Here is a 21416-nt window from a genome sequence, read left to right as displayed (position 1 = left end):
AGTATAGGAGTGTAGAGAGAAGCGTGGCGGGATAAGGGATAGATATGGAACAGAGAAGGTGACCCGGTTGACGGGTTGCCTTTTTGGCTTGTTGTCTTTGAGAATTGAAATGCTCGGAGGGGAAAAACGTTCAACAATCTGGCTAAAAAATCTTGTGAAATGGAGTTACAGGAAAGAGACTGATGGTATAATCGGGTTATGTGTTATAGTCATAGTTGTGCATTACCGAAAAGGTTTTCGTAAAAATCGATATCAACTGTTGTAACCGCAATCATAATTTACTTCAAGAAAGTGAGAATCGACCATGAATCAGAAGAGGCTTTTTAATGATGGATGGCAATTTGGGAAAAGTAAGCTGGATGTTACGGAACCTGCGGGTCTGGTGTATGAACCTGTGGAGCTTCCCCATGATTGGCTGATATATAATACGCTCGAACTGTACGAGGATAGCATTGGATGGTACCGCAAGACGTTCCATTACACGAAGGATGAGCAGCAGCTATTGCTTTGTTTTGATGGCGTATACATGGATTCTTCGGTGTATGTGAACGGGCAGCTGGTTGGGGAGTGGAAGTATGGATATTCTGCTTTTGAACATGAGATCACAAATGCACTGGTGGAGGGCGAGAATGAGATTGTGGTCAAAGTGGTGCATCAGAGCCCGAACAGCAGATGGTATTCCGGGGCCGGAATCTATCGCAACGTGTGGCTGAAGACAAGAGACCGCAACCATATTGTTACGGATGGAACGTATGTATCTATCAAGCAACAGCCAGATGGCTGGCAGGTGGAAGTGGATACGGAGCTGAGCCTGGAACAGAATCAGCAGGCAGAGTTGGTGCATACGATCCGGTATGAAGGTCAGGTGGTGGCTTCCAGCCAAGCGCATGTTACGGTTTCGGTGGGTGAGAATGCGGGGGTATCGGCAGATAGCCAACAGATCATTGTGGAGAATCCAAACCTGTGGAGCCCAGATGCACCGCATCTGTATGAGCTGGTCACCGAACTGAAACTGATCTCGGAAGATCAGAGCGAGAAGATCATTGAGGCAGTATCCCAACGTATTGGATTCAAGGACGTTAAGCTGGATCCGAGTGAAGGTTTCTATCTGAACGGGATCCACACGAAGATGAATGGTGTCTGTGAACACCATGATCTCGGGGCGTTGGGCGCGGCATTTAACCTGACGGCACTGCGTAGGAGATTCGTTTTGCTCAAAGAAATGGGTGTCAATGCCATTCGAACTGCTCATAATATGCCAGCCAAAGAGTTCATGGAACTTGCGGACGAGATGGGTATGCTCGTAGTATCTGAAGCGTTCGACATGTGGGAACGAGCGAAAACACCGTATGACTATGCGCGGTTTTTCCCGGAGTGGGCACATACGGACGTGAAGAGCTGGGTGAAGCGCGACCGTAACCATGTCAGTCTGATCATGTGGAGTATTGGGAATGAAATCTATGATACCCATGCGGATGAACGCGGCCAGGAAGTGACTCGGATGCTGATGGATTATGTGCTGGAATTTGATCCAAAAGGCAATGCGGGCGTGACCATCGGTTCCAACTATATGCCATGGGAAAATGCACAGAAATGTGCGGATATCGTGAAGCTGGCTGGCTACAACTACGCGGAAAAATACTATGATCAGCATCATGCAGAACATCCGGACTGGATCATCTATGGCAGTGAGACCTCATCAGTGGTGCAAAGTCGTGGCATCTATCACTTCCCGTTTGAACAGCCGATCCTGGCTGATGATGACGAGCAGTGCTCGGCGCTTGGGAACAGCACGACAAGCTGGGGCGCGAAGTCGGCTGAGTATTGCATTTTGGCTGAGCGGGATCGTCCGTATTCATTGGGACAGTTCCTGTGGACCGGATTCGACTATATTGGCGAACCGACGCCGTATCATACGAAGAATTCGTATTTTGGACAGCTGGACACGGCAACGTTCCCGAAAGACGCTTATTATATCTACCAGGCGGCATGGACTGACTATAAGAAAAATCCGATGGTTCACCTGTTCCCTTATTGGGATTTCAACCCGGGTCAGATCATTGATGTACGCGTGTGCAGCAACGCGCCGAAGATTGAACTGCAACTCAACGGTAAAACCATTGGCACCTACGACATCGATCATGCCAATGGAACACAGCTATCTGGCTGGTGGAAAGTCCCTTATGAAGAGGGTGAGCTGAAGGCGATCGCTTATGATGAGAACGGTGTTGTGATTGCAACGGATGTACAACGATCCTTTACGGATGCGAAGAAGATTCGTCTGCAGGCGGATCGGGAGCAGTTACAGGCGAGCGGTACAGATCTCATTTTCGTGGAAATTACGGTGGAAGACGAAGCGGGTAATCCAGTGCACAATGCCAACAACCGCGTGCAGGTTCAGGTGACTGGTGCCGGGAGATTACTGGGTCTGGATAACGGGGACAGCACGGACTATGATCCATATAAAGGACTCAGCAGAAGGTTGTTTAGCGGTAAACTGATGGCCATTATCGGAGCAACGGATGAGGCTGGGACGGTACGTATTGAAGTATCTTCAGAAGGATTGGAAGGTGCCGCAGCTGAGTATGAAGTCCAAGTTGTGGATGCGACGGATGTCGATAGTGATGTAAAAGAAGTACATTCCGTCTTCATGGTCAATGAAGAACGTCCGGTGCTGACGGGCAATGCTCTGGAGATTCCTTTGCGGAAAATCGAGATCATCAGCGAATCAGGACAGCTTCTCGATCCGTCCAACCCGGAGCTGGTCGTAACGGCCAAGCTGTATCCGGAGAACACGTCCTATCGGGACATCGAGTGGGCTGCTGTGAATGATGGGGGCATCGAATCCAACATTGCCAAGGTGGAAGTCATTCCTGCGGGAACGAATGGCAATGGAGAGAATCAACATACGGTGAAAGTATCAGCGATTGGTGACGGGGCGTTCCGACTTCGCGCTACCAGTACGAATGGTACGGATAAAACGAAACTCATCTCACAGCTGGAATTCAAGGCGGACGGTCTCGGAACAGCATACAAAGATCCATACGGCTTCATCACAGGCGGATTATATGATTACACCAAAGGTGAGGTTGGTAACGGGAATGAACGCGGTGTAGCAACAAGTCGGGACGGGGAGACACATGTAGGCTTCCACAATATCGACTTTGGTCCGTATGGTTCCGATACGATCACCATTCCGATCTTTGCATTGTCGAGTGAAGAGTACTTCATTCAGATCTGGGAAGGCATGCCGGATGAAGAAGGCAGCACGATGATCGCGGATGTGGTATATGACAAGGAATCCAAATGGAATGTGTATCAGGAAGAGACGTATAAGCTGTCCAAACGCTTGAGTGGGATTACGTCGATCTGCTTTGTATTGAAGCAGAAGATTCATATTAAAGGGTTCTCGTTTGAGCGCCAGAGTCGGGCCTTTGAACAAAATGCGGCTGCATCCTGTGACCATCTTTATGGAGATACGTTCAAAATTGAGGGTGACCGTGTTGAAGGCATCGGGAACAACGTGTCGTTGGAGTTTGAAAACATGGACTTTACAGCAGAAGGCACGTCGAAGCTCGTCATTCATGGCCATTCACCGATTGATATCAATACGATTCATATCCGCTTCGCGGGTGCGGACGGACAGAGTAATCAACTGGTTGAGTTCACACAATCCGAAGGATATGAAGAGCGGGTGTTTGAGCTTGAGCGGGTGACAGGTGTGCAAAAGGTAATCTTTATCTTCTTGCCGGGAAGTCAGTTTGACTTCGACTGGTTCCGTTTCGAGAAGTAAGTATGATGTAAATATAAAACCCCTTCAAGCAGGCATCAGTTCATGGAAACGTGGATCTGAATCGCTTGCGTGAAGGGGTTTTTCTTATATGTAGGTGTGGAAGAAAACATCAATGAACCTGCTCTGCTTCAACTGAGAGATCTAAGTGATGACCTATCCGGCTATAAATGTACAACTTAATATCCGTATCTTGTAATGCAAGCAAACTGATCGTTTTATCCCTATTTCTGCTGATAGATGTCTCCATAGGTTCACTTACTTCATTGACATACATCTTCACATATACCGTGTGGTTGCTGTTGTTTTCAATCGATATGTTGGCATGTGTCCCGTTCGAAGCAACCATTGTGAAGCTGCCGTTGTATGCGGAACGACCTTCATGTTGAGTTGGGGCAATGAGCAGAACAGATGTAGATGTTGGGAAGGAGCGCTCCATTTCATGGGCTAATCCGGTTGACTGCCGTTCGTTCGTTGAAGCTAGAGTCGCTGTATTGGCTGAATGGGTGGATATGAGTACAGATAGAGCCAGTGCTACACCGATCATTGTTTTTAACGTCATTAAATTAGACCCCCTGCTGAATGATAAATCACTAAAATTTTCGTTCCTGTTTATACATTTCTATGATTCTAAACGTTCAGGACAGCAGGAGGGTTACGGATAAATGACAAATTAAGCATAATCATGCAACAAAGGATAGTATTGAACCGTTTCATACATGAGGTGATGGAATGAGAAAAAGTATGCTTATCCTATCGTTAGCTTTAATGCTGTTAACTGCTTGTGAAGCAAATGATCCAACAACGGATGCTTCCGGAATTACGCAAGCTTTTCCAGAAATTATCGAGCCCCATAATCCAGAGCAAGCGGAGCAAAGCGGGGATGTGGTTGTACTTCATGGAGTCATGAGGAACGGGGATACGTGGAATACATTTATGAAAAATGTGAAGAAAAAACAGCAGGATCAGGTTCGTGTAACGATGTATACCATTGAAGGTGGGGCTATTATCCAGGAATTGATATACGATGGCTCAGCTATTCAATCGACTTACGATAACTCAAGGGATGCCTATGGCTCCAAACAGGGAGTGAAGACCGACATCTGCAAAGGGATCGGGAAAATGAAGAGTGAGGAAGGGAATGTGTTTTACGTGTTAACGGGTTGTGAGAGGGAAGAGAACCCTTTTATGATGCCTAAGTTGTAAATGAGATATATCCACATGCAATTTCTTAATAAAAACTGTGAAGCCGAGGCTGGCTGTGCAGGTTTTTGTAGTTATATGAAAGGTGGAAAATCGGGATTTTATCTGTACAAAGCAATTGACTGCCCACCGCCCTGAATCTCATAACCCAACTACACTTCATGATCTGTATAGGTTTCATTAAGCAGGGTGATGGTAAGCCCTTCTACAGTTTTGGTTTGAGTTGGGATGTTTGAATCGGGAAGTGCGGATTCTACCTTATTAGTAACAAAAAAATAAAGTACAAGCGGAAGTAGCAATATGACAAGACCAATAATGAGAGCAATGATAATATTCTTTTTGTTCAATGTGAGTGCTCCTTTCAGAGAAAAAATGTATTGAAGTGCAGTTGATCATTAATAACCAATTATATCATATTCTGGAGGAGGGATTTAATGAAGAGGTTCTGGATGTTATGTATATTATGTATATTAATACTCCTATTAACAGGATGTGGTCAGGACAATAGAGAGAAAGCCATAGAACAACTAACTCAGTTTCAGAGGAATGATGCATCACTTATTGTATTTACCGACCGTACTGCGGAGCGGCCATTTATTGTTGATTTACAGACGCAATTAAATAAAATGAATAACGAGAATTTGAGGGAAGAAGGTCCAATTACTAACGTGACCTTTTATAATGTCCGTGATGAAAACAAGTTTAATTATGAGAAGATTTTTGGTCTGAAATCATATCCATACATGATCCTGTTCGAGAAAGGCCAGATCACATTGGAAACGCAGGAACCGGAAGAGATCGTTCAGTATTTTAAGAAAAAGTAAGAGTCTACTGAAAAAGCTTGCCCGAACACGCAAAATATCTGGCCAATGAATTTTTCCATCCTACTGCAACTTGAACGAGAAAATGAATCCTCCGTTTGATTCCAATCGACTTCGTTGAAATTTGCGTATAATTACTACGGTCAAGTTGGCGGGTGAAGATAGAATACAACCTATTGAGATTCATCCCGATGGATCGTCTGAGTTAAACATAAAATGTGATATGCGAGGTCTTGTCTGGAAAGACAAAGGAGAACTGTAGCAGGACTCTTGTCTTTTTTATTGGGCTTCCATCATAGTTATTCGCACACTCTCCGAATGTGCCACTGACATATACATAGGGCATACAGACTGTGTGCATCGGCCTAAGGAGAGTGACTATTTTGAACAATCTGAACAAGAGGACAGCTACCCTCAACAAATTAAGACCCAGACGTGCTAGATTAAAATGCAAAACCAAAATTCCACGAAAACGGAAATATAAGATGATTCGTAAAGTGTGCCGAAGAAAGTACCGCTCCCTGAAGCGTCCAGTAAGATCGCAGAAAATGGCCCGTGACAAAAAAGTCATTGCATTACCGAGAGGGGGAGGCAGCAACCCGGTATGTTGTGAGCCTGGCCCACTGCTCACTCCATTGATACAACACGAATTAAAGACTGTGAGTCTCCCCGGGACGCAAGGTGTGGCAGGGGCTCAAGGTCCCGCAGGCCCTCAAGGTGAACAGGGCCAACGGGGGGTTCCCGGAGCGCAGGGTCCCGCAGGCCCTCAGGGTGAGCCAGGCCAACCGGGTATTCCCGGAGCGCAGGGCCCCGCAGGCCCTCAAGGCGAGCCGGGTCAACCGGGAACTCCCGGAGCGCAGGGTCCCGCAGGCCCTCAAGGTGAACCGGGTCAACCGGGAGATCCCGGAGCACAGGGCCCCGCGGGCCCTCAGGGTGAACCGGGCCAACCAGGAATTCCCGGAGCGCAGGGTCCCGCAGGCCCTCAAGGTGAACCGGGTCAACCGGGAACTCCCGGAGCGCAGGGTCCCGCAGGCCCTCAAGGTGAGCCGGGTCAACCGGGAACTCCCGGAGTGCAAGGACCAACGGGTCCCCAAGGTGAGCAAGGTCCGCCGGGTACCATACCCGGAATTGAAATCATTCCTACGGCAAACCGCTACTTCTATTTTCCGGACACCGATTTGGATTTGTCGGTCTCAGTTATAATTCCTGCCACAGCATTCACTAATGACGATGGCGATAGCATAACCCAATTTGCCGGGATTGGACTTAACAGTTTTAACAATCTTTATATCAACGGGATCGTTCAGCAGGGAAACTCATACAGTGTAAGTGCGGATAGGTTGTTTTTTTCGTCACAAAACGGTGTGATCTTTGCCGGGACACCTATTATTATCGAGGTTATTATAATAACAACCAATATAATAAATGGTTAAAATTGGTTCTATTTACCGGTTCCTTTGCCCTCACTGCGCTCGAATCTACCACATATACTATGTCAGGTAGGAGGTGAGAAACATGCCACTCGTGACACCATTTCAGAACAGTTTGAGATTTGCTGCAACCATTGGTGATGGAACCGGGACTGGAGCAACGTTTGCGATTGCTGCGACCGCATTTACAAATGATGTAGGTGTAGCTGCAACTGCTTTCCCAGGCACCTACAACTACTACAATCTTTATATTAATGGTCTTATGCAAACAGCAGATACATCCTCGGCTACGACGACTACAATTACAATCCCTGGTGGAGATGCATTAAATGCAGGGACTCCAATTGTCGTACAATTTGTAGTGTCTTAATGACGATGTAATCATGCTGTATCGTTATCTTGTGCGACTTCTATCTGAGGGTAGAAGTCGTTCTTTTTGTACAAGACTCTCGTCGACATAACAGTATTCATTCATGCATTAATGTGCAAAAATGGTTACCCAAGGATGTTGCCCAACTACCGGATAACCTCTGAGGAAATGATTCTTCCGTTTGATTCCAATCCTCACTCTCACTTGTTAAAATTTAGGTACATAAACTATGGTCAGGTTGGCGGTGAAGATAGGATGCAACGTATTCAGGTACATCCCGATGTGTTGGACGAGAAAGCTCGATTGGTCCAGCAGAAGAAACAGGAACTGGAGCGAATGGTCTGGGAACTGGAGAAATCCATCTATATGTTGCAATCCGATTGGTCGGGTGTGACCGGAGAGCGTTTCTTCTGGGATTTTATGCAGGCAAAAGAAGTGTTCCCGAATACACTCGGGCTGTTGGACGAAATCCAGAAAGAGTTTACGTTTATCGCAAAGAACTTTAGAACAACGGACGGCTCAGGCGAGGTGGCTTTGTACATCCCAGAAGAGCTGAAGCGCAATTTCGCTGTAGGGCTGCTTGATAAATCAGTAGGAGAAACAATAACGGGAATGGGGCAGACGGCAGAAGCTTTCTTCGATAACCCGTTTAGTACATTAGGCAGTGTGGCATATGCCATGACCGTAGGCAAAGTTGTAGACGTTGGGCGGGGCATTCAATTTGCATGGGATACCGCCTGGGGCACGGGAACGGCGAGGTCTGATATAGAGCAATTTGTGGAAGAGCAGAAGAAGCAGATTGATGAGAGTGGAGCAGGATATTACGGTGGAGCGATGACAGGGCAGGCTCTGGCGTATGTATTGTTTGGCAAAGCTTTTCGTTCGATGGATGATAAGCATACCGATCTGGGTGGGTCGGGTGTTAAAAGAGAGGGAATGTATACTCTCAATGAACCTGTAAAGATTAGAACAAATAAAGGGATAGAAGTTGAGTTCACGAATCCATCAGGAAATAAGATTAGCTGGATTGAACAGAATCCTAAAAATATACCAAACGCAATCGAAAGTTCGTTAAAGAGTCCTAACTCAGGTAGAGCTCTAGAGGGAAGGGTGGCGGAGTATGTTCAGCAAAGAATTGAAGTACTTGGATTTGCATTGAAAGCAAATAATCTTACGAATAATGAGGTTGCAGGAGATCTAGATGTTGTTACTAGTAAACAAATTATTGAAGTGAAAAAGTCTACAGCTGCCTTAGACATGGAACAGATAGATAAGTATATTAATTCAGACAATGCTAAGTTTTTCAATCATGAAATGAAAGAAGTTATTGTCTATATTGACAAGCCAATTGATTTGACGAATAAATATGTAAAAGAGAATATAGATTCTCTTAAAAATTCAGGTGTTATTGTTGTAAATTCACTAGATGAATTAGGAGGAGTATTGAAATAATGGGAACGTCAGCAGCTGTTGTGTTTAGAAGTGGGAAAAGTATTGAAATAAATAAATTATTACTCCGTTTAGAAGAGTTATGTAATAAGGAGGGATTATTTTATAGTCATGACTTGAAAAAGATTGATGAAGCCTCAAAATTAAAATATTGTGAATTTTGCATTAGTGATATTCCATTAAAAGATAGCTTTGACAGACAACTATTGTTTGGGATAGCAGATGAACCATACCCTCATAAACTTGTTAATTTTGAATGGGATTCTCCAGAAGTAGATTACTTCAAAACAGTAGTATCTGGTGATTTTGAAGATAATGAAGATTTGTTATTTAAATTTCTTTTTTTATTTTTGAGTGAATTTCCGGATGCAAAAGCATGGATTGAGGAAGATTGGTTTTATAACTTGGATGATATGAAAAAGATAAAAGTATCCTACAATGACAATTGGTGTTACATCGATCCTAAAAGCCTTTAAAATAAAAACATACAACTGAATTATAGATAAAGCATATAGCACTTCTACCACACCATGGAGGAAGAACTTGGATAGATATCTTCTCAATTGGTGTTGATGTAGAAGAGGAAGATGTGCCGATGATTATTGAGGAACTACTTCTGGTGAAGGATTGGGCTGTCAAGAATTTAAAAGATGAGCAAAGGGATAAGTCGAAAGAATAGAGGGACTTCGAAAAAAAGTTGCCACTTGCATTTCAAAGACAGGACGCAATTGTTTTTATAGGGTAGAGAAACTATATTTTATGCGTGACTAAATCAATTACGAAGACAGACTATGAGAGAGGGGAAGCTAATCGACAAGTAGAAAGAGGGTTGTTTAAGATGAGTTCTTTCATTTTCCTAAAAAAGATAGAAAACTATTCCCCTGAAAAAGCCATTGAAGATTTTAAGAAAGCAGTGCAGAAAGCGAACATGTTTTGTATTTTGATAAAAGATAAATACCGTGATGATCTCTTCATATCTGCTGAAGGAACACTATCAGAAGTTGATGAATTCACTTTTAAAAACATGGGTAATAAGGAAAACTTAAAGTACTTCACATTTAATGTTAATCAAGTAGAGGAAGACTCAATTGATAGTTTTACTTGGCTTGCTCAAACGAAAATTATTTCTGGGCTTTAGATATTGAAAATATATATCATGAGTACAAGTTTATCTTTAGATTTCTTGTAGAATATTTCAAAGATAATAGCGAGGATTATTTTTGGTTTGATGATGCCGAGTGGTATTACACAGCTGATGATATTTTAAAATTAAGTCAGATGCCATATGATCCGAACTGGTGCAGTGAAAAGATTGTCTAGTTTTATACATTTGAAAATAACGAGGTTTTACTAGGGTTTAGACATAGTCGAGGAGTATTGAAATAATGGGAATGTCATCTTTTTTATTATTTAAACGTGGAGAAAGCACGTCAGTAAGCGATTTATTGAGTACTATTAATAATATATGTATAAAAGAGAAACTATTCTTTGATAATGATGAAGAAACTTACGATAGCGAAGGTACATTAAAATATACTCGACTATATATAAGCAACACGCCATTTAAGGAGAATTACTTAAGGACAATTAGCTTTAGTGTATATGATGAACCTTATGAATTTCAAATCGTTACTTATGACTGGGATGATACGCAAAATGAATATTTTAAAGCAGTAGTTTCTGATGATTTTGATGATAATGAGGATTTATTATTTATATTCCTTTTTGCTTTTCTGAACGAATTCCCCGATGCAAGAGTATGGATTGAAGAAGATTGGTTTTACAATTTAGAAGATATGAAACAGATAAAGGCATCCTACAATAATGATTGGTGTTATATCAACCCCAAAAACAACATTAAAATGAAGCACAAAAATTAAGATTCAGGCACTTCTACCAGATCGTAAGTAGAGGTGCTATTTGCTGTTTTATCCAATCAAATAATTCCGTGGTATAATTATAAAAAATACGAAAAGGAGTTGACGTATGAGGAAAATTTCTCTAATGTTCATTGCTTTGTTCATGGTAGCGATCGCGATCTTACCACTTTCCGCATCTGCTGCTTCGAAAGCAGACTTTCGCAATGTAAAGTGGGGCATGAATACTAAACAAATCAAGAAACTAGAAAAGGACAAACTGATTGAATCAGGAAGTGTTAACCATTTTTCATACCTTACATACAGTTCGTCGGTCTCCTCAACATCTGCAGAGTTATCTTACTTGTTCTACAAGAACAAACTGGTTCGTACTATCTATGAAGTGAAGGGGAACACGCTTTCGACTTCTGGAGATAAAATGAACACATACTATGGCATCAAAGATGCCTTGGAAGACAAATACGGTAAACCTACCAATTCGACTGATAAATACATCATTGGTGCAGATTCTAGTCTAACGAACGATGACGCATTGGACCTGAGTACGGGGAACATTATGTTTAAATCACGGTGGGTAATCAATAATAAGAGAACAGAAGTTGCCCTTTATCTAGATCGTTACCAAGGACAACCACGTTTGCGCATCTTGTATTCAGATCGGACAAATAACTTAGATATTGATAAGTTGATGTATTCAGATGGTTTGTAAGGCATAATACGATGATATTCAAAAAGGGGTGCTCCTGTCATAGGGAGAACTCCTTTTTTTGTATTAAAACAACTAATGAAACTTTCCCCATGCTGGACGATAATATAGTTGAGGCCATATTTACCTATGGCAAGTATTTAACTAACCCATCTACATATCCACAACCATCCTACACCCACACGAGGTACATTCATGAAACTAGGTATATATGAACAGCTTATCAACATAATCACCAGACATGAGATTTCGGCGCTGGACCCGGATGTGTATAACGGGTATTAACTCTTTGGAGGGAGAAGCACATTGTAATCACCAAGTAGATTTTACCGACGTTTGCAAGGCCATGATATCTCCACACAACTTAGGTCCAAACATCTTCCTGCTTACCACATGCTAGGTAACACAATAACGGCCTATCACCAACATGCTAAGTATCATCTCAGACTTGCTGCCATCATGCGTAATCCAATCAGCTTAAAGCCTGTCTAATTCTATGCGATTGGGCTTTAGCCTCTATGATCAAGGCGCTATATATCCATAAATATCATTTAGTTCATCCACCCAAGGAGCTCACCATGAACGAAATCTTGCCTTTAGTGCATACGGACACTGAACCCGGATTGGATATCGCTTTGTTCATCGGCACAATACAACATATGTCTTCCCTAACAGATTATTCGTATGACCAACCAATACAACTAAACAACATCGAAAAACTCCTTCAACGACCAGAAGAAATATTGTACGAGTTATCCAACGAATAATGAATAATTCATCAGAGTAAGATTGATTTTGAAATGGCTTCTTAGGGTTAAATGCTTGAGTAATCTATGTTACGCTTACAAGATGACATCATCCAAATAAAGGGTATATGATGCAGAGATTACAAAGGATTTTCTTTGCTTTGCATCTGGAAAGTAGGTGTACATTTTAAAAGAGCAATGCTATCGCTTTTTTTATATTATCTATATTGGAATTGGTTACTTTAATCCTAATCAGTAAAAGCATGATGAATGGGTATATGGAACCTAGTACGTTTAGAGGAATGATTACATTCCCGCTATTCGCGATTTACCTATCAATCTGGATGTTCTTTTCACGGCAAGAGTTTACCGGAGGACGGGTCGCGGGACAGATCAGTTTGACAGCGGCACTCTTGACGTCGTGCCCGTTGGTGTGTTTGTTAATCATTTTCTATTAAATCCACCCATCCCTTCCCCTATAGCAACTTGTATAATGGCAACAAGGGAGATTCTGGATTGAGGCTGGGAGACTTCAAGAGCAGAAAGGATGTTATACCACATGCCTACATATAACAAATTGGTGCGGGACAAGATTCCGCATATTATCACATGCAGCGGTAAGGAATGCCGCACACGCATTCTGGACCCGGAGGGGTATAAGCAAGAGTTAAGAACGAAGCTGCAAGAAGAATCGGATGAGTATGTAAAAGCAGCAAGCGATCAGGAAGCGCTAGAAGAATTGGCAGACATGCTGGAAGTAATCCAAGCGCTGGCGGAGGTGCATGGTGCGAATGCGGCGCAGCTGGATAAGCTGAGAGCTGACAAAGCTGAGGAGCGTGGTGGATTCCAGGAACGGGTGTATCTGATCGATGTCGACGAAGATTAATGTTAAACGCAACTCATTACAGATCACTTGGCAGATGTACTGATCACCCGGATGCATCATGCGTCCGGGATTATTTTGTTACTGTGAAATAGCTTCCCTTGCCGGAAATAATAGTGAGTTCATCAATTCTTACATAATAGTTCCAGTGAAATGGGGTGTTATCCGGATAGACGATAATATATTGTGGATCATTAAAGGAGTAACGTTGTTGCAAAGAATAACTTATTATTGCATTAGAAATTCCTAAACTTACAACAAATGAAGCCGCTAGTACTAATGAGATTATTGCAATTGGTTTAACTTTTTTATAAATTAATGTGATTGCAGTGGTGATGGTTAACAAAGCAGAAATGATGAGTTCATTATTTGATCCCAAGATCGCGAAATTCTGTTCTTGATTCGTAAAAGGATAGAACAAATTAATTCCATTACCAAGAAGGTCTATAAGAAGATGCCCAATGAATAATGTGGCCATCGTACTTATCCATGCCCAGAAGAACCGAACGTTTAAGGTTTTATAGATGATCCAGCCATATGCAGCTCCAATCAAGGGAACCATGGCAAGAGAATGTAACAATATATCACCAAAGTACTTAGTGATGTCAGGAGTGATAGCAATAATACAACCTAAAACAATAGTAATTATATAGTCTTTAGTAAGAGATAACCGCTTATTTAAAAAAAGTAATAGAATCGTTCCGCCCGTAATTAAGTGTATAGCCATATGAAGAAACATTTGCATCGAGTTACCTCCTGAGCCTGGTTCATACATTTAATTCTTTTAGTGATGAATTCTCACTTTACACAAAATCTCTTTTCACCACCTCTCACATAAACCATAATAGCTTGATACAAAAATCTCAAAAACCCCTCATCGCCAAATTGATCAAAATAACCCACATAGCGACGATCGGTCGTATAGGCATCCCCGATACATCTCAAAATCTCAGCATCACAACTCATAAATTGTTCCATACCACTCTTCCATTCACGCACTAACACTTGTACCTCACCAGAATCAGGAGATAGATCCTGATGCTTCGCCAACTCCCGAAATACCTGCTCCATGTTAACCGAGAACTGCTGGTAAGCTTGTTCTTGTTCTTCCTTAGACAGCTGGCTCACATTCGCTTCGAATTCCTGATATTTCTCGGTATCTCCGTAGATGAACTTCGCCTCGGATTCGTATTGCTCTTGAATGGACAGAATGGAAGAGTCGTCAAACAGATGAAGATGAGAGATATCCGTTCCATCCACATACTCGTCCAACTGGTCGATGATGGTTTCGAGTTTTTGTTTGCGTTGAACGAGTGTACTGCGATGCTCTCTTAGGATCTCTTTTTGTTCACCTTTGGAGAGGTGCATCATGGCTGCAATTTCTGTTAAGGAGAAATTCATATCTTTGAACAACAGAATCATCTGTAGATTCCCCAGTGCCTCTTGATCGTAATACCGATAGCCATTGTCCTCGACTTTGCTCGGTTTTAGGAGATCCGTTTTATCGTAATAATGTAATGCGCGTTTGGTGATGCCTGTGATCTGAATAATATCTTTAACGGTGAAATAGGGTGTCTTCATTCCAAAAGTCCTTTGTTTCAGCAAGGATGACACTTGCCGGAGTGATGGTTGCTTCGGTAATCGGTGTACCTGTTTTGGTCAGATAATATTGAATTAAGTGATAACCGCAGGCATAACCAGCCGCATAGGGCATACCTACGGGCGTAAAGTTTTGCATGATGGCAAGTTCATCGCCGTATAGATACGGATTAATCTGATCAAAACCAGTGACATGCAGCTGATCTTTCATCTTCGGTTTGATAACGTTGTTCAAAGTCTCCATATCTGTTTTGGCTACCCAGGGGCCTAGCCACTCTTCTCCATACAGGGATGTCGCAAAACTCTCGGCCAACCCCTCGCTAACAACCATTTCCCCAAGCGTAATCTGTGGATTCCACTGGATATATTGATACCTCACATTATGATTGCATTCATGGGCTAAAACGGATTGCATACGAGGTAGAGTATATCTACTCGGGATCAGATTCGCAATAATGTAACCGGGGATTCCACCGTCTCCGCTGATACCTTCGTTCATGGTCAGTGAAGGGCTGTTCTTATTACCCAATAAAATCGTATATAGATATTCGGAGACCGATAGCTCAATTCCGTGCTCTATAAAGGTGGATAGACTCGTACGAACAGCTTCATGACACTGTTGCCAAAATGCTTCAGACGAGATCGCAGCTAACGATTCGTTAATCTCAGATGTGATATCTGCGGGAGCGATGTTCATAAAATTATTCATCATGATCACGTCGAAGCCATTAGGCTCTTGAGATTGAAACGGGATCTGTTGTATGTTCCATTTGTTCATAAAGGGACCCATCATACGCTCGCGGTATAACTCCAATTTCTCATCGGGTGCAGCCTGGATGATCTCCTCATAGATTTGATCTGAACGCAACGCGGTGATCTTCATCCTTGATCTCTCCTTCTTATTCGCTTGAGATCATTATCAAGTATGACCTAACGTAACATTCAAGCGTTGATGTTAGGCTGCTGGCTCTCTGCATGATTCTTCATTTTCATCGTGAATACCAGACCAGACAGGATATAGATCAAGCTTAGCAAGAGATAAGGGAGTTGCAGCGAGAATACGCGATCGAACGTCGTTTCACTAGCCCGCACCAATAATCCGCCGAGAAGCGTACCAATGGCACTAATGCCAAAGGATAGAAAGCGAAACACACTTCCAACCCGGCCAAGCATCTCATTAGGAACGGAACGTTGCAGGATGGAGGAACGGGTAACATTGTAGACAATAATGAAAAATGCAGCACAGAAGTATAGACTGCCTACTAAGTACGCATTTGTGGTTAGACCCACGACACCGTATATGATTCCCATGCACAGAATGGAGGAAATAATCAATTGTTTTGTACTCCATTTCTTGCGCATATATGCAACAGCTTGGCTCCCCACAATGCTGCCGATGGTTGCGATGGAGATGAGCATACCGAATGCAAAAGCATCCAACTGAAGCACATCTCGTACAAAGAAGATCTGGGTAGCCAGGATGACGGAATACATCAGCGTAATGGTGACTGACAGAATGGCTAATCCGCGGAGAAAACGATCATGATAGACATATTGAATACAGGACCACATCTCGCGTTTCCAATTCTTCATCGGGCGAACTTGCTTCTTGGTTGTTTCCGTATCCCCTGGGTAGAAGTTTCCCTTCATACTGATCAAAAAGAGCAGAGCAATAACAGCCGTTACCGCGTCTATGGCAAAAGGAAAAACAATATGCAGGGTGATGATGAACCCTCCCAGCGCAACGCCCAGAATATCACTTGTGATTAACTGTCCGGCGGTGAACTGCCCATTGGCTTTTTCCAACTTACTCTCATCTACCAGTTGAGGAATCACCGTCTGCACCGTACTGTCGAATACCACCCGGCTAAGGCCGATCCCGAACATGAACAGAGCCAGAATCGGAATGCTCACCCATCCTCCCCAGATACATAACGTCAGAGCGAGCAGAAGAATCATTCGTGTAAAGCCAGCCCCAATCAGCATATGTTTGCGTGAGTAACGGTCGATGAGAACACCCACGGGCAGACTGAAGAGAAGCCAGGGTAAACGAAGTGCCGTCATGGTGACAGAGGCATACAGCGTATCGCTTGTAAGTGTGGATATGAGCCAAGGAACCGCAGCTAGCGTAAGTCCATCACCCAAAAATGTAAGCGAAAATGCACCGAATAACTTGGTATAGTTCGACTTAATTTTCATCGTTCCCTCCACCAATAAGATGTAAAGCATAGCTATAATAAGATTGGGAAATAATGTGTTTTCACTTAATAACAATGTAAGTTATTGCAAAATGGTTTTCAATCCTATTTTTACAATAAATAACTTCACAAAACGCTTACAAACTTTCAATTCTACCCTACCTTTTCCGCTGTGAAGCTGAGATAATGGGAGAGGAATAAGGCATGAAACAGATGCGACAACGATGTTCACCAACAGCCCAAAAATAAAAGCTGCACATCCATAGGAGGATTATTAATGACGACACAACCATTGAATCTGATCCAATCCACGGAGGGTCAAGCCTTGCTTGCCCAAATGTATGGAGAATCACAAGTAGCGGAACAGACTGCACGTTACACGAAGTTGAACGCAACGTTTGAAGAGTACTTTGGTGCACAAGAAGGAAGCAAGCTGTTCAGCGCGTCAGGACGCAGTGAGATTGGCGGCAATCACACAGATCATAACCATGGTAAAGTGCTGGCGGGCAGCATTACGCTGGATACGATTGCAGTGGCAGCACCAACTGCGGAGTCGGTTATTACCTTTTACTCAGAAGGGTATGACAAGAAATATGTAATCGATCTCACGGACCTCACGCCAAATACGGAGGACGATGGCACAACAGCATTGATTCGCGGTATGGCTGCGGGATTTGGAGAATTCGGCTATAAGGTAGGCGGCTTCCAGGCGTACCTCTCAAGTAACGTGTTCTCGGCATCTGGGGTGAGTTCTTCGGCGTCATTCGAGATGTTGATCTGTACGATTTTGAATCACTTCTATAATGATGGAACAATGGATGTTGTGACTTTGGCCAAAATCGGTCAGTATGCGGAGAACCATTATTGGAACAAACCTTCCGGTCTGCTGGATCAGATGGCTTGTGCGTACGGCGGACTGATTGCCATTGATTTTGAAAATCCTGCACAGCCGGTTATCGAGCCAGTTCAGTGGGATTTCCAACAGAACGGTTACTCATTGGTCATTGTGAATACAGGTGGCAACCACGCCGATCTAACGGAAGATTACGCGGCTGTGCCCAATGAGATGAGAGCGGTTGCTCAGGCGCTGGGCAGTGAGTATGTTCGGGAAATTACGGCAGACGCAATCTACGCCAACCTCAAGAAGGTTCGTGAAGCGGCTGGGGATCGTGCCGTGCTGCGTGCGCTTCATTTCCTGGAGGAAAACAATCGTGTCGATGGTCAGGTACAGGCGTTGCGAGATGGCCGTTTTGCTGATTTCCTGAAACTGATTACAGCATCCGGTAACTCATCATGGAAGTGGCTGCAGAATGTGTATCAGAGTGGTGCTGTGAAGGAACAGGAGATTGGCATCGCACTGGCACTGACCGAGAATTATCTGAAAAACCTGGGTGATGGCGCTTGTCGTATTCATGGTGGTGGATTCGCAGGGGTTATTCTGACGATCCTTCCGAATGAAAAAGTGGAAGAGTATATGTCCTGGATGCACGACATGTTGGACACGCCAATTATTGTTGTTAATGTGCGTGCACAGGGTGCGGTGTGCCTGAATACGTTGATTGCCTGATGCTGGCTAAACAGTACTCAGATAGTTCTAACATGATTCTACGAAGTCCGGGCTAAGCTCGGGCTTTTTGGCCTGTTCATTTTTTTGAAAAAACTTCAAACTTTTAAGGTCTGTAATGTGTTATTTGAGTAGTGGTTTAGTTAGGTTGGTAGTGACTAGAATACAGGCGTATTAATGATGGTTCGATTAGGTGAGAGGCTGTATCTCAATAATGTTCTCATGGAAGGAAGGATCAGATGATTACACCTACAGTGGCTGGGCAGGAAGAGGCTCAATTATACGAGGAGATGCGGCGTGCGATCGATGAATTCGAAGAGGGCGAGCAGCGGCAAATCGTTCTTAATCGGATGATTAGACAGCTCAGGTTCGCCAAGTGGCGCAAAGATCGGATTCGCAAAATCGCGCATACTGTCAAAGGATCAAGCTCGGCGACACTGTGGATCATATTAGCTACAGGAGCACTTGCGCCGGTTTTGTTATTTAGCATGTTCATCTGGGTGTCGTTGTGGGTGGAATGAAGCTCTAGAGAAGAGGGAAAAGTGTGAAGGAAAGATCGCTGACTGCGGTGGTGTACAGTGAATTACTGTGTCTGCTACTCGTAATCCAATTGATGAAACAGGAGGGCTTCGTATTTCACGTATCTGGTTCGAGTGAGGAGCTAGCATTATGAGTGTAGAGGTGGTGACGAGTGGAAAGATGTATATGGAGCGTCGCTGCCTGACAAAGTTATAAACCATTACTTTCACATATTTATGCAAATTGCTGAAATTATTCTGGTAACAACGTCCTATAACTAAAAATGTGTATGATTTACTGCCTGAAATTAATAAAGACTTTGTGCTCATTTCTTATAAGTCGTATACACGATTAACAGAAGATGGACTATAATGATTCTACTTCTTTGGAAAAAAGAGGATGAGATTAGGCTATGAAATCCCTATTCTTATATATGAAAGAGCCATGTATCTGTACAAGGCCCTAAAGTTTTGAAAGTTAATATTTCTTATAAACTACTTAAGAGGTTTGATGTCTTCGGGCACTGAGCCTGTTTTGACTTCATAAGTATCATAATCCACCATTGAGAATATTTCTTGGGTCTTATTTCCTTTTACATACCCTGTCAGTGACACCGTATGAGACAAGTCAGACGGAATGAACTTGTGGCCTGTAAACTCAACATCAATTCCATAGGTTTCTTTAAAATAAGTTAGGCTTGCGATCTCGGCTTTTTGTACAATTTCTTTTTGCTCGTTCGACATACAACCTCCTAAAGTGAGTGTGATCGCGCAGATCATTAGTATAAAAAGTATAGCTGGTTTTTTCAATTTATCACCTCATATTCCTAATGTTGTCGTTTAGATATTGTGCATTATACAACTTTTGCTAAATAGAAGAAAGGGTGTCCCTATGAACGCCTACAAAACAGATGAATTATATATGAAAATTTCGGAACTTGCTTATACTGATGTTCCCGTAGGGAGAAGTAATATTCTGGACAAGGAAGAGTATAAAGATTGGAGAACAGTTGAACCTTACGGAGCAAAGCTGCAAAGAAAATATTCTGGATTTGATGCAGTAGTACTTGAGAATCCCAAAACCAACCAAGTGATTATCGGTTATCGAGGAACTGAACCAGAAGGGAAGTTGACAGATAAATTCGCGGATTGGGAGACAGATGCTTTTGATGTCGTAGGAGGAAGAACGAGAAAGCTTGAAGATTCCATAACCGACCCAGAGCGTCATAATATCTTCAAAAATAGTCCATTCAAACTCATGATGGATAATTCAAGTTGGGAAAACAATCAGTTTCATCAAGCTGAAGAATTGTATGAGGCTGTACAGAAAGCTTATCCTGATTCAGATATTTCGCTAACAGGCCATTCTCTTGGCGGTGGTTTAGCTCAATATGTAGCTGCTCGTCATGATGTATCTGGTATGACGTATAGTGCTCCAAGTGTAATGAATCTGCTGGATGATATAAGTTTGGCTAAGGTGAATGAAGGTCACTTTGACAACAAAATGGTTAATGTGGTTCATCCGAGTGATTCTGTAGGAGCTGGCGGAGTAAGTGAATATGACAGGCACGTTGGACTTACGGTGTACAAGGGACAGGATTTTGATACCGCTAATGCAATGTATCAGAACTGGAAGTTTCAATTACAGTTAAAGGTCCCTTTTCAACCTCTCGGTGCAGGCTCCCCGATGTTGGTTCATGACGTTGGAATAGATGTAGATCTAGATAAGCTGTACATTGGAAATATCGTTAGATTATTGGATTCCTTCTCGAAGGACGAAGGCAAGGGGTACCACTCCATGAAGCAATATGAGTTTGATAAGGAGGGCAACTTAATTGGCCCGTTAATCGATCGGAGTACGGGAGAGACGCTTGATATTTCTCCAAGATGGACTGCACATCAAAAAGCAATGGCTGTGTTCTCTAATGTGATGTCTGGTGCAGTAGCTTCGTTTATATCTGGAGTAAGTAGTTCTGGTGGCGGTAAGATTCAATTAACACCGGAAGAATTAGCGCAGTCTGCTCGAGAAATGAGACTGAGTTTGAGTGGATTTTCCAACGATGCACAAGCTTCTATTAAGATGTTCCAGACCCATATAGCAACGAGCGAAAGTCAGTCTTTTACACCTATTGCTTATAATGCAACAGCTACTTTGCAACAAATTAACCGTTGGTACCAAGAATCCATAAGTGAGATTGCAGATTATATTGAACGAAAGAGAGAAGATTTCGTAATCGCTGATCAGCAAAAATAATAATGGAA

General features: G+C 43.0%; 22 protein-coding genes. 15 read left to right on the top strand and 7 right to left on the bottom strand.

Annotated features, from left to right (window positions below):
• Positions 1-304: 304 nt before the first annotated feature.
• Positions 305-3793 carry a glycoside hydrolase family 2 TIM barrel-domain containing protein gene (locus AB4111_RS25915; RefSeq protein WP_442033785.1) on the top strand — a complete coding sequence of 1163 codons (3489 nt, stop codon included), beginning with the start codon at positions 305-307 and terminating at the stop codon, positions 3791-3793.
• A gap of 109 nt (positions 3794-3902) precedes the next feature.
• On the opposite strand, the gene AB4111_RS25910 is transcribed toward AB4111_RS25915, so the two are convergent.
• Positions 3903-4352: a hypothetical protein gene (locus AB4111_RS25910; protein WP_442033784.1), complete on the bottom strand. Its 450-nt coding sequence runs from the start codon at positions 4350-4352 to the stop codon at positions 3903-3905.
• Positions 4353-4522: 170 nt separating this feature from the next.
• Here AB4111_RS25910 and AB4111_RS25905 point away from each other — a divergent pair, with 170 nt between their 5' ends.
• Positions 4523-4996, top strand: a complete 474-nt coding sequence (locus tag AB4111_RS25905; protein ID WP_442033783.1) for a DUF4362 domain-containing protein — start codon at positions 4523-4525, stop codon at positions 4994-4996.
• Positions 4997-5145: 149 nt separating this feature from the next.
• Here AB4111_RS25905 and AB4111_RS25900 read toward each other — a convergent pair whose 3' ends face one another.
• Positions 5146-5340, bottom strand: coding sequence for a hypothetical protein (locus AB4111_RS25900; RefSeq protein ID WP_442033782.1), 195 nt, complete (start codon positions 5338-5340; stop codon positions 5146-5148).
• An 87-nt stretch (positions 5341-5427) separates the two neighbouring features.
• On the opposite strand from AB4111_RS25900, the gene AB4111_RS25895 reads away from it, so the two are divergent.
• The 9 genes from AB4111_RS25895 to AB4111_RS25855 all read left to right on the top strand — a co-directional run bounded on the left by AB4111_RS25895 (position 5428) and on the right by AB4111_RS25855 (position 13278).
• Positions 5428-5817 (top strand): hypothetical protein, encoded by a 390-nt coding sequence (locus AB4111_RS25895; RefSeq protein ID WP_442033781.1) that lies wholly within the window; start codon positions 5428-5430, stop codon positions 5815-5817.
• 482 nt (positions 5818-6299) lie between these two features.
• Positions 6300-7247 carry a DUF4183 domain-containing protein gene (locus AB4111_RS25890; RefSeq protein ID WP_442033780.1) on the top strand — a complete coding sequence of 316 codons (948 nt, stop codon included), beginning with the start codon at positions 6300-6302 and terminating at the stop codon, positions 7245-7247.
• A gap of 82 nt (positions 7248-7329) precedes the next feature.
• Positions 7330-7614 carry a DUF4183 domain-containing protein gene (locus AB4111_RS25885; RefSeq protein ID WP_442033779.1) on the top strand — a complete coding sequence of 95 codons (285 nt, stop codon included), beginning with the start codon at positions 7330-7332 and terminating at the stop codon, positions 7612-7614.
• A 255-nt stretch (positions 7615-7869) separates the two neighbouring features.
• On the top strand, positions 7870-9066 hold the full coding sequence (locus AB4111_RS25880; RefSeq protein WP_442033778.1) for a WXG100 family type VII secretion target: 1197 nt from the start codon (positions 7870-7872) through the stop codon (positions 9064-9066).
• Positions 9066-9539, top strand: a complete 474-nt coding sequence (locus tag AB4111_RS25875; protein WP_442033777.1) for a hypothetical protein — start codon at positions 9066-9068, stop codon at positions 9537-9539. The genes AB4111_RS25880 and AB4111_RS25875 overlap by 1 nt, the downstream gene beginning before the upstream one ends.
• A gap of 362 nt (positions 9540-9901) precedes the next feature.
• Complete coding sequence (locus tag AB4111_RS25870; RefSeq protein ID WP_442033776.1) at positions 9902-10201, top strand: hypothetical protein; 300 nt, start codon at positions 9902-9904, stop codon at positions 10199-10201.
• A gap of 247 nt (positions 10202-10448) precedes the next feature.
• Entirely contained in the window at positions 10449-10943 is a 495-nt protein-coding gene (locus tag AB4111_RS25865) for a hypothetical protein (RefSeq protein ID WP_442033775.1), read from the top strand.
• A 106-nt stretch (positions 10944-11049) separates the two neighbouring features.
• Complete coding sequence (locus tag AB4111_RS25860) at positions 11050-11649, top strand: hypothetical protein (protein WP_442033774.1); 600 nt, start codon at positions 11050-11052, stop codon at positions 11647-11649.
• Positions 11650-12951: 1302 nt separating this feature from the next.
• Entirely contained in the window at positions 12952-13278 is a 327-nt protein-coding gene (locus AB4111_RS25855) for a nucleoside triphosphate pyrophosphohydrolase (RefSeq protein ID WP_442033773.1), read from the top strand.
• A gap of 70 nt (positions 13279-13348) precedes the next feature.
• Here the strand turns inward: AB4111_RS25855 and AB4111_RS25850 are convergent, their stop codons facing one another.
• From AB4111_RS25850 to AB4111_RS25835, 4 genes are read right to left on the bottom strand one after another with little or no spacing between them, the layout of a single operon-like run.
• Positions 13349-14020, bottom strand: coding sequence for a metal-dependent hydrolase (locus tag AB4111_RS25850; RefSeq protein WP_442033772.1), 672 nt, complete (start codon positions 14018-14020; stop codon positions 13349-13351).
• Positions 14021-14073: 53 nt separating this feature from the next.
• Positions 14074-14856: a MerR family transcriptional regulator gene (locus tag AB4111_RS25845; RefSeq protein WP_442033771.1), complete on the bottom strand. Its 783-nt coding sequence runs from the start codon at positions 14854-14856 to the stop codon at positions 14074-14076.
• Positions 14831-15757 carry a DUF2268 domain-containing protein gene (locus AB4111_RS25840; protein ID WP_442033770.1) on the bottom strand — a complete coding sequence of 309 codons (927 nt, stop codon included), beginning with the start codon at positions 15755-15757 and terminating at the stop codon, positions 14831-14833. The genes AB4111_RS25845 and AB4111_RS25840 overlap by 26 nt, the downstream gene beginning before the upstream one ends.
• 59 nt (positions 15758-15816) lie before the next feature.
• On the bottom strand, positions 15817-17073 hold the full coding sequence (locus tag AB4111_RS25835; RefSeq protein ID WP_442033769.1) for an MFS transporter: 1257 nt from the start codon (positions 17071-17073) through the stop codon (positions 15817-15819).
• Positions 17074-17349: 276 nt separating this feature from the next.
• Here AB4111_RS25835 and AB4111_RS25830 point away from each other — a divergent pair, with 276 nt between their 5' ends.
• The 3 genes from AB4111_RS25830 (at position 17350) to AB4111_RS25820 (ending at position 19309) form a co-directional block, all read left to right on the top strand.
• On the top strand, positions 17350-18639 hold the full coding sequence (locus AB4111_RS25830; protein WP_442033768.1) for a galactokinase: 1290 nt from the start codon (positions 17350-17352) through the stop codon (positions 18637-18639).
• Between the two features lie 236 nt (positions 18640-18875).
• On the top strand, positions 18876-19157 hold the full coding sequence (locus AB4111_RS25825) for a hypothetical protein (RefSeq protein ID WP_442033767.1): 282 nt from the start codon (positions 18876-18878) through the stop codon (positions 19155-19157).
• Between the two features lie 23 nt (positions 19158-19180).
• The gene (locus AB4111_RS25820) at positions 19181-19309 is read left to right on the top strand and encodes a hypothetical protein (protein ID WP_310337876.1); all 129 of its coding nucleotides are present in this window, start codon (positions 19181-19183) and stop codon (positions 19307-19309) included.
• A gap of 340 nt (positions 19310-19649) precedes the next feature.
• On the opposite strand, the gene AB4111_RS25815 is transcribed toward AB4111_RS25820, so the two are convergent.
• Complete coding sequence (locus AB4111_RS25815) at positions 19650-19898, bottom strand: hypothetical protein (protein ID WP_150366238.1); 249 nt, start codon at positions 19896-19898, stop codon at positions 19650-19652.
• A 148-nt stretch (positions 19899-20046) separates the two neighbouring features.
• Between AB4111_RS25815 and AB4111_RS25810 the strand changes: the two genes are divergently transcribed.
• Positions 20047-21408 carry a lipase family protein gene (locus tag AB4111_RS25810; RefSeq protein ID WP_442033766.1) on the top strand — a complete coding sequence of 454 codons (1362 nt, stop codon included), beginning with the start codon at positions 20047-20049 and terminating at the stop codon, positions 21406-21408.
• Positions 21409-21416 lie beyond the last annotated feature (8 nt).

This window comes from Paenibacillus sp. 2KB_22 (assembly GCF_052115745.1).
In the GTDB taxonomy this organism is placed as follows: Bacteria; Bacillota; Bacilli; order Paenibacillales; family Paenibacillaceae; genus Paenibacillus.
Note: the sequence above shows the minus strand (reverse complement) of the source record. Positions and strands in the feature narration are given on the sequence as shown.

Excerpts from the sequence above, each read along its gene's own strand:
- AB4111_RS25915 (WP_442033785.1), top strand. The coding sequence starts at position 305 with ATGAATCAGAAGAGGCTTTTTAATGATGGATGGCAATTTGGGAAAAGT.
- AB4111_RS25910 (WP_442033784.1), bottom strand. The coding sequence starts at position 4,352 with ATGACGTTAAAAACAATGATCGGTGTAGCACTGGCTCTATCTGTACTC.
- AB4111_RS25905 (WP_442033783.1), top strand. The coding sequence starts at position 4,523 with ATGAGAAAAAGTATGCTTATCCTATCGTTAGCTTTAATGCTGTTAACT.
- AB4111_RS25895 (WP_442033781.1), top strand. The coding sequence starts at position 5,428 with ATGAAGAGGTTCTGGATGTTATGTATATTATGTATATTAATACTCCTA.
- AB4111_RS25890 (WP_442033780.1), top strand. The coding sequence starts at position 6,300 with ATGATTCGTAAAGTGTGCCGAAGAAAGTACCGCTCCCTGAAGCGTCCA.
- AB4111_RS25885 (WP_442033779.1), top strand. The coding sequence starts at position 7,330 with ATGCCACTCGTGACACCATTTCAGAACAGTTTGAGATTTGCTGCAACC.
- AB4111_RS25880 (WP_442033778.1), top strand. The coding sequence starts at position 7,870 with ATGCAACGTATTCAGGTACATCCCGATGTGTTGGACGAGAAAGCTCGA.
- AB4111_RS25875 (WP_442033777.1), top strand. The coding sequence starts at position 9,066 with ATGGGAACGTCAGCAGCTGTTGTGTTTAGAAGTGGGAAAAGTATTGAA.
- AB4111_RS25870 (WP_442033776.1), top strand. The coding sequence starts at position 9,902 with ATGAGTTCTTTCATTTTCCTAAAAAAGATAGAAAACTATTCCCCTGAA.
- AB4111_RS25865 (WP_442033775.1), top strand. The coding sequence starts at position 10,449 with ATGGGAATGTCATCTTTTTTATTATTTAAACGTGGAGAAAGCACGTCA.
- AB4111_RS25860 (WP_442033774.1), top strand. The coding sequence starts at position 11,050 with ATGAGGAAAATTTCTCTAATGTTCATTGCTTTGTTCATGGTAGCGATC.
- AB4111_RS25855 (WP_442033773.1), top strand. The coding sequence starts at position 12,952 with ATGCCTACATATAACAAATTGGTGCGGGACAAGATTCCGCATATTATC.
- AB4111_RS25850 (WP_442033772.1), bottom strand. The coding sequence starts at position 14,020 with ATGCAAATGTTTCTTCATATGGCTATACACTTAATTACGGGCGGAACG.
- AB4111_RS25845 (WP_442033771.1), bottom strand. The coding sequence starts at position 14,856 with ATGAAGACACCCTATTTCACCGTTAAAGATATTATTCAGATCACAGGC.
- AB4111_RS25840 (WP_442033770.1), bottom strand. The coding sequence starts at position 15,757 with ATGAAGATCACCGCGTTGCGTTCAGATCAAATCTATGAGGAGATCATC.
- AB4111_RS25835 (WP_442033769.1), bottom strand. The coding sequence starts at position 17,073 with ATGAAAATTAAGTCGAACTATACCAAGTTATTCGGTGCATTTTCGCTT.
- AB4111_RS25830 (WP_442033768.1), top strand. The coding sequence starts at position 17,350 with ATGACGACACAACCATTGAATCTGATCCAATCCACGGAGGGTCAAGCC.
- AB4111_RS25825 (WP_442033767.1), top strand. The coding sequence starts at position 18,876 with ATGATTACACCTACAGTGGCTGGGCAGGAAGAGGCTCAATTATACGAG.
- AB4111_RS25815 (WP_150366238.1), bottom strand. The coding sequence starts at position 19,898 with ATGTCGAACGAGCAAAAAGAAATTGTACAAAAAGCCGAGATCGCAAGC.
- AB4111_RS25810 (WP_442033766.1), top strand. The coding sequence starts at position 20,047 with ATGAACGCCTACAAAACAGATGAATTATATATGAAAATTTCGGAACTT.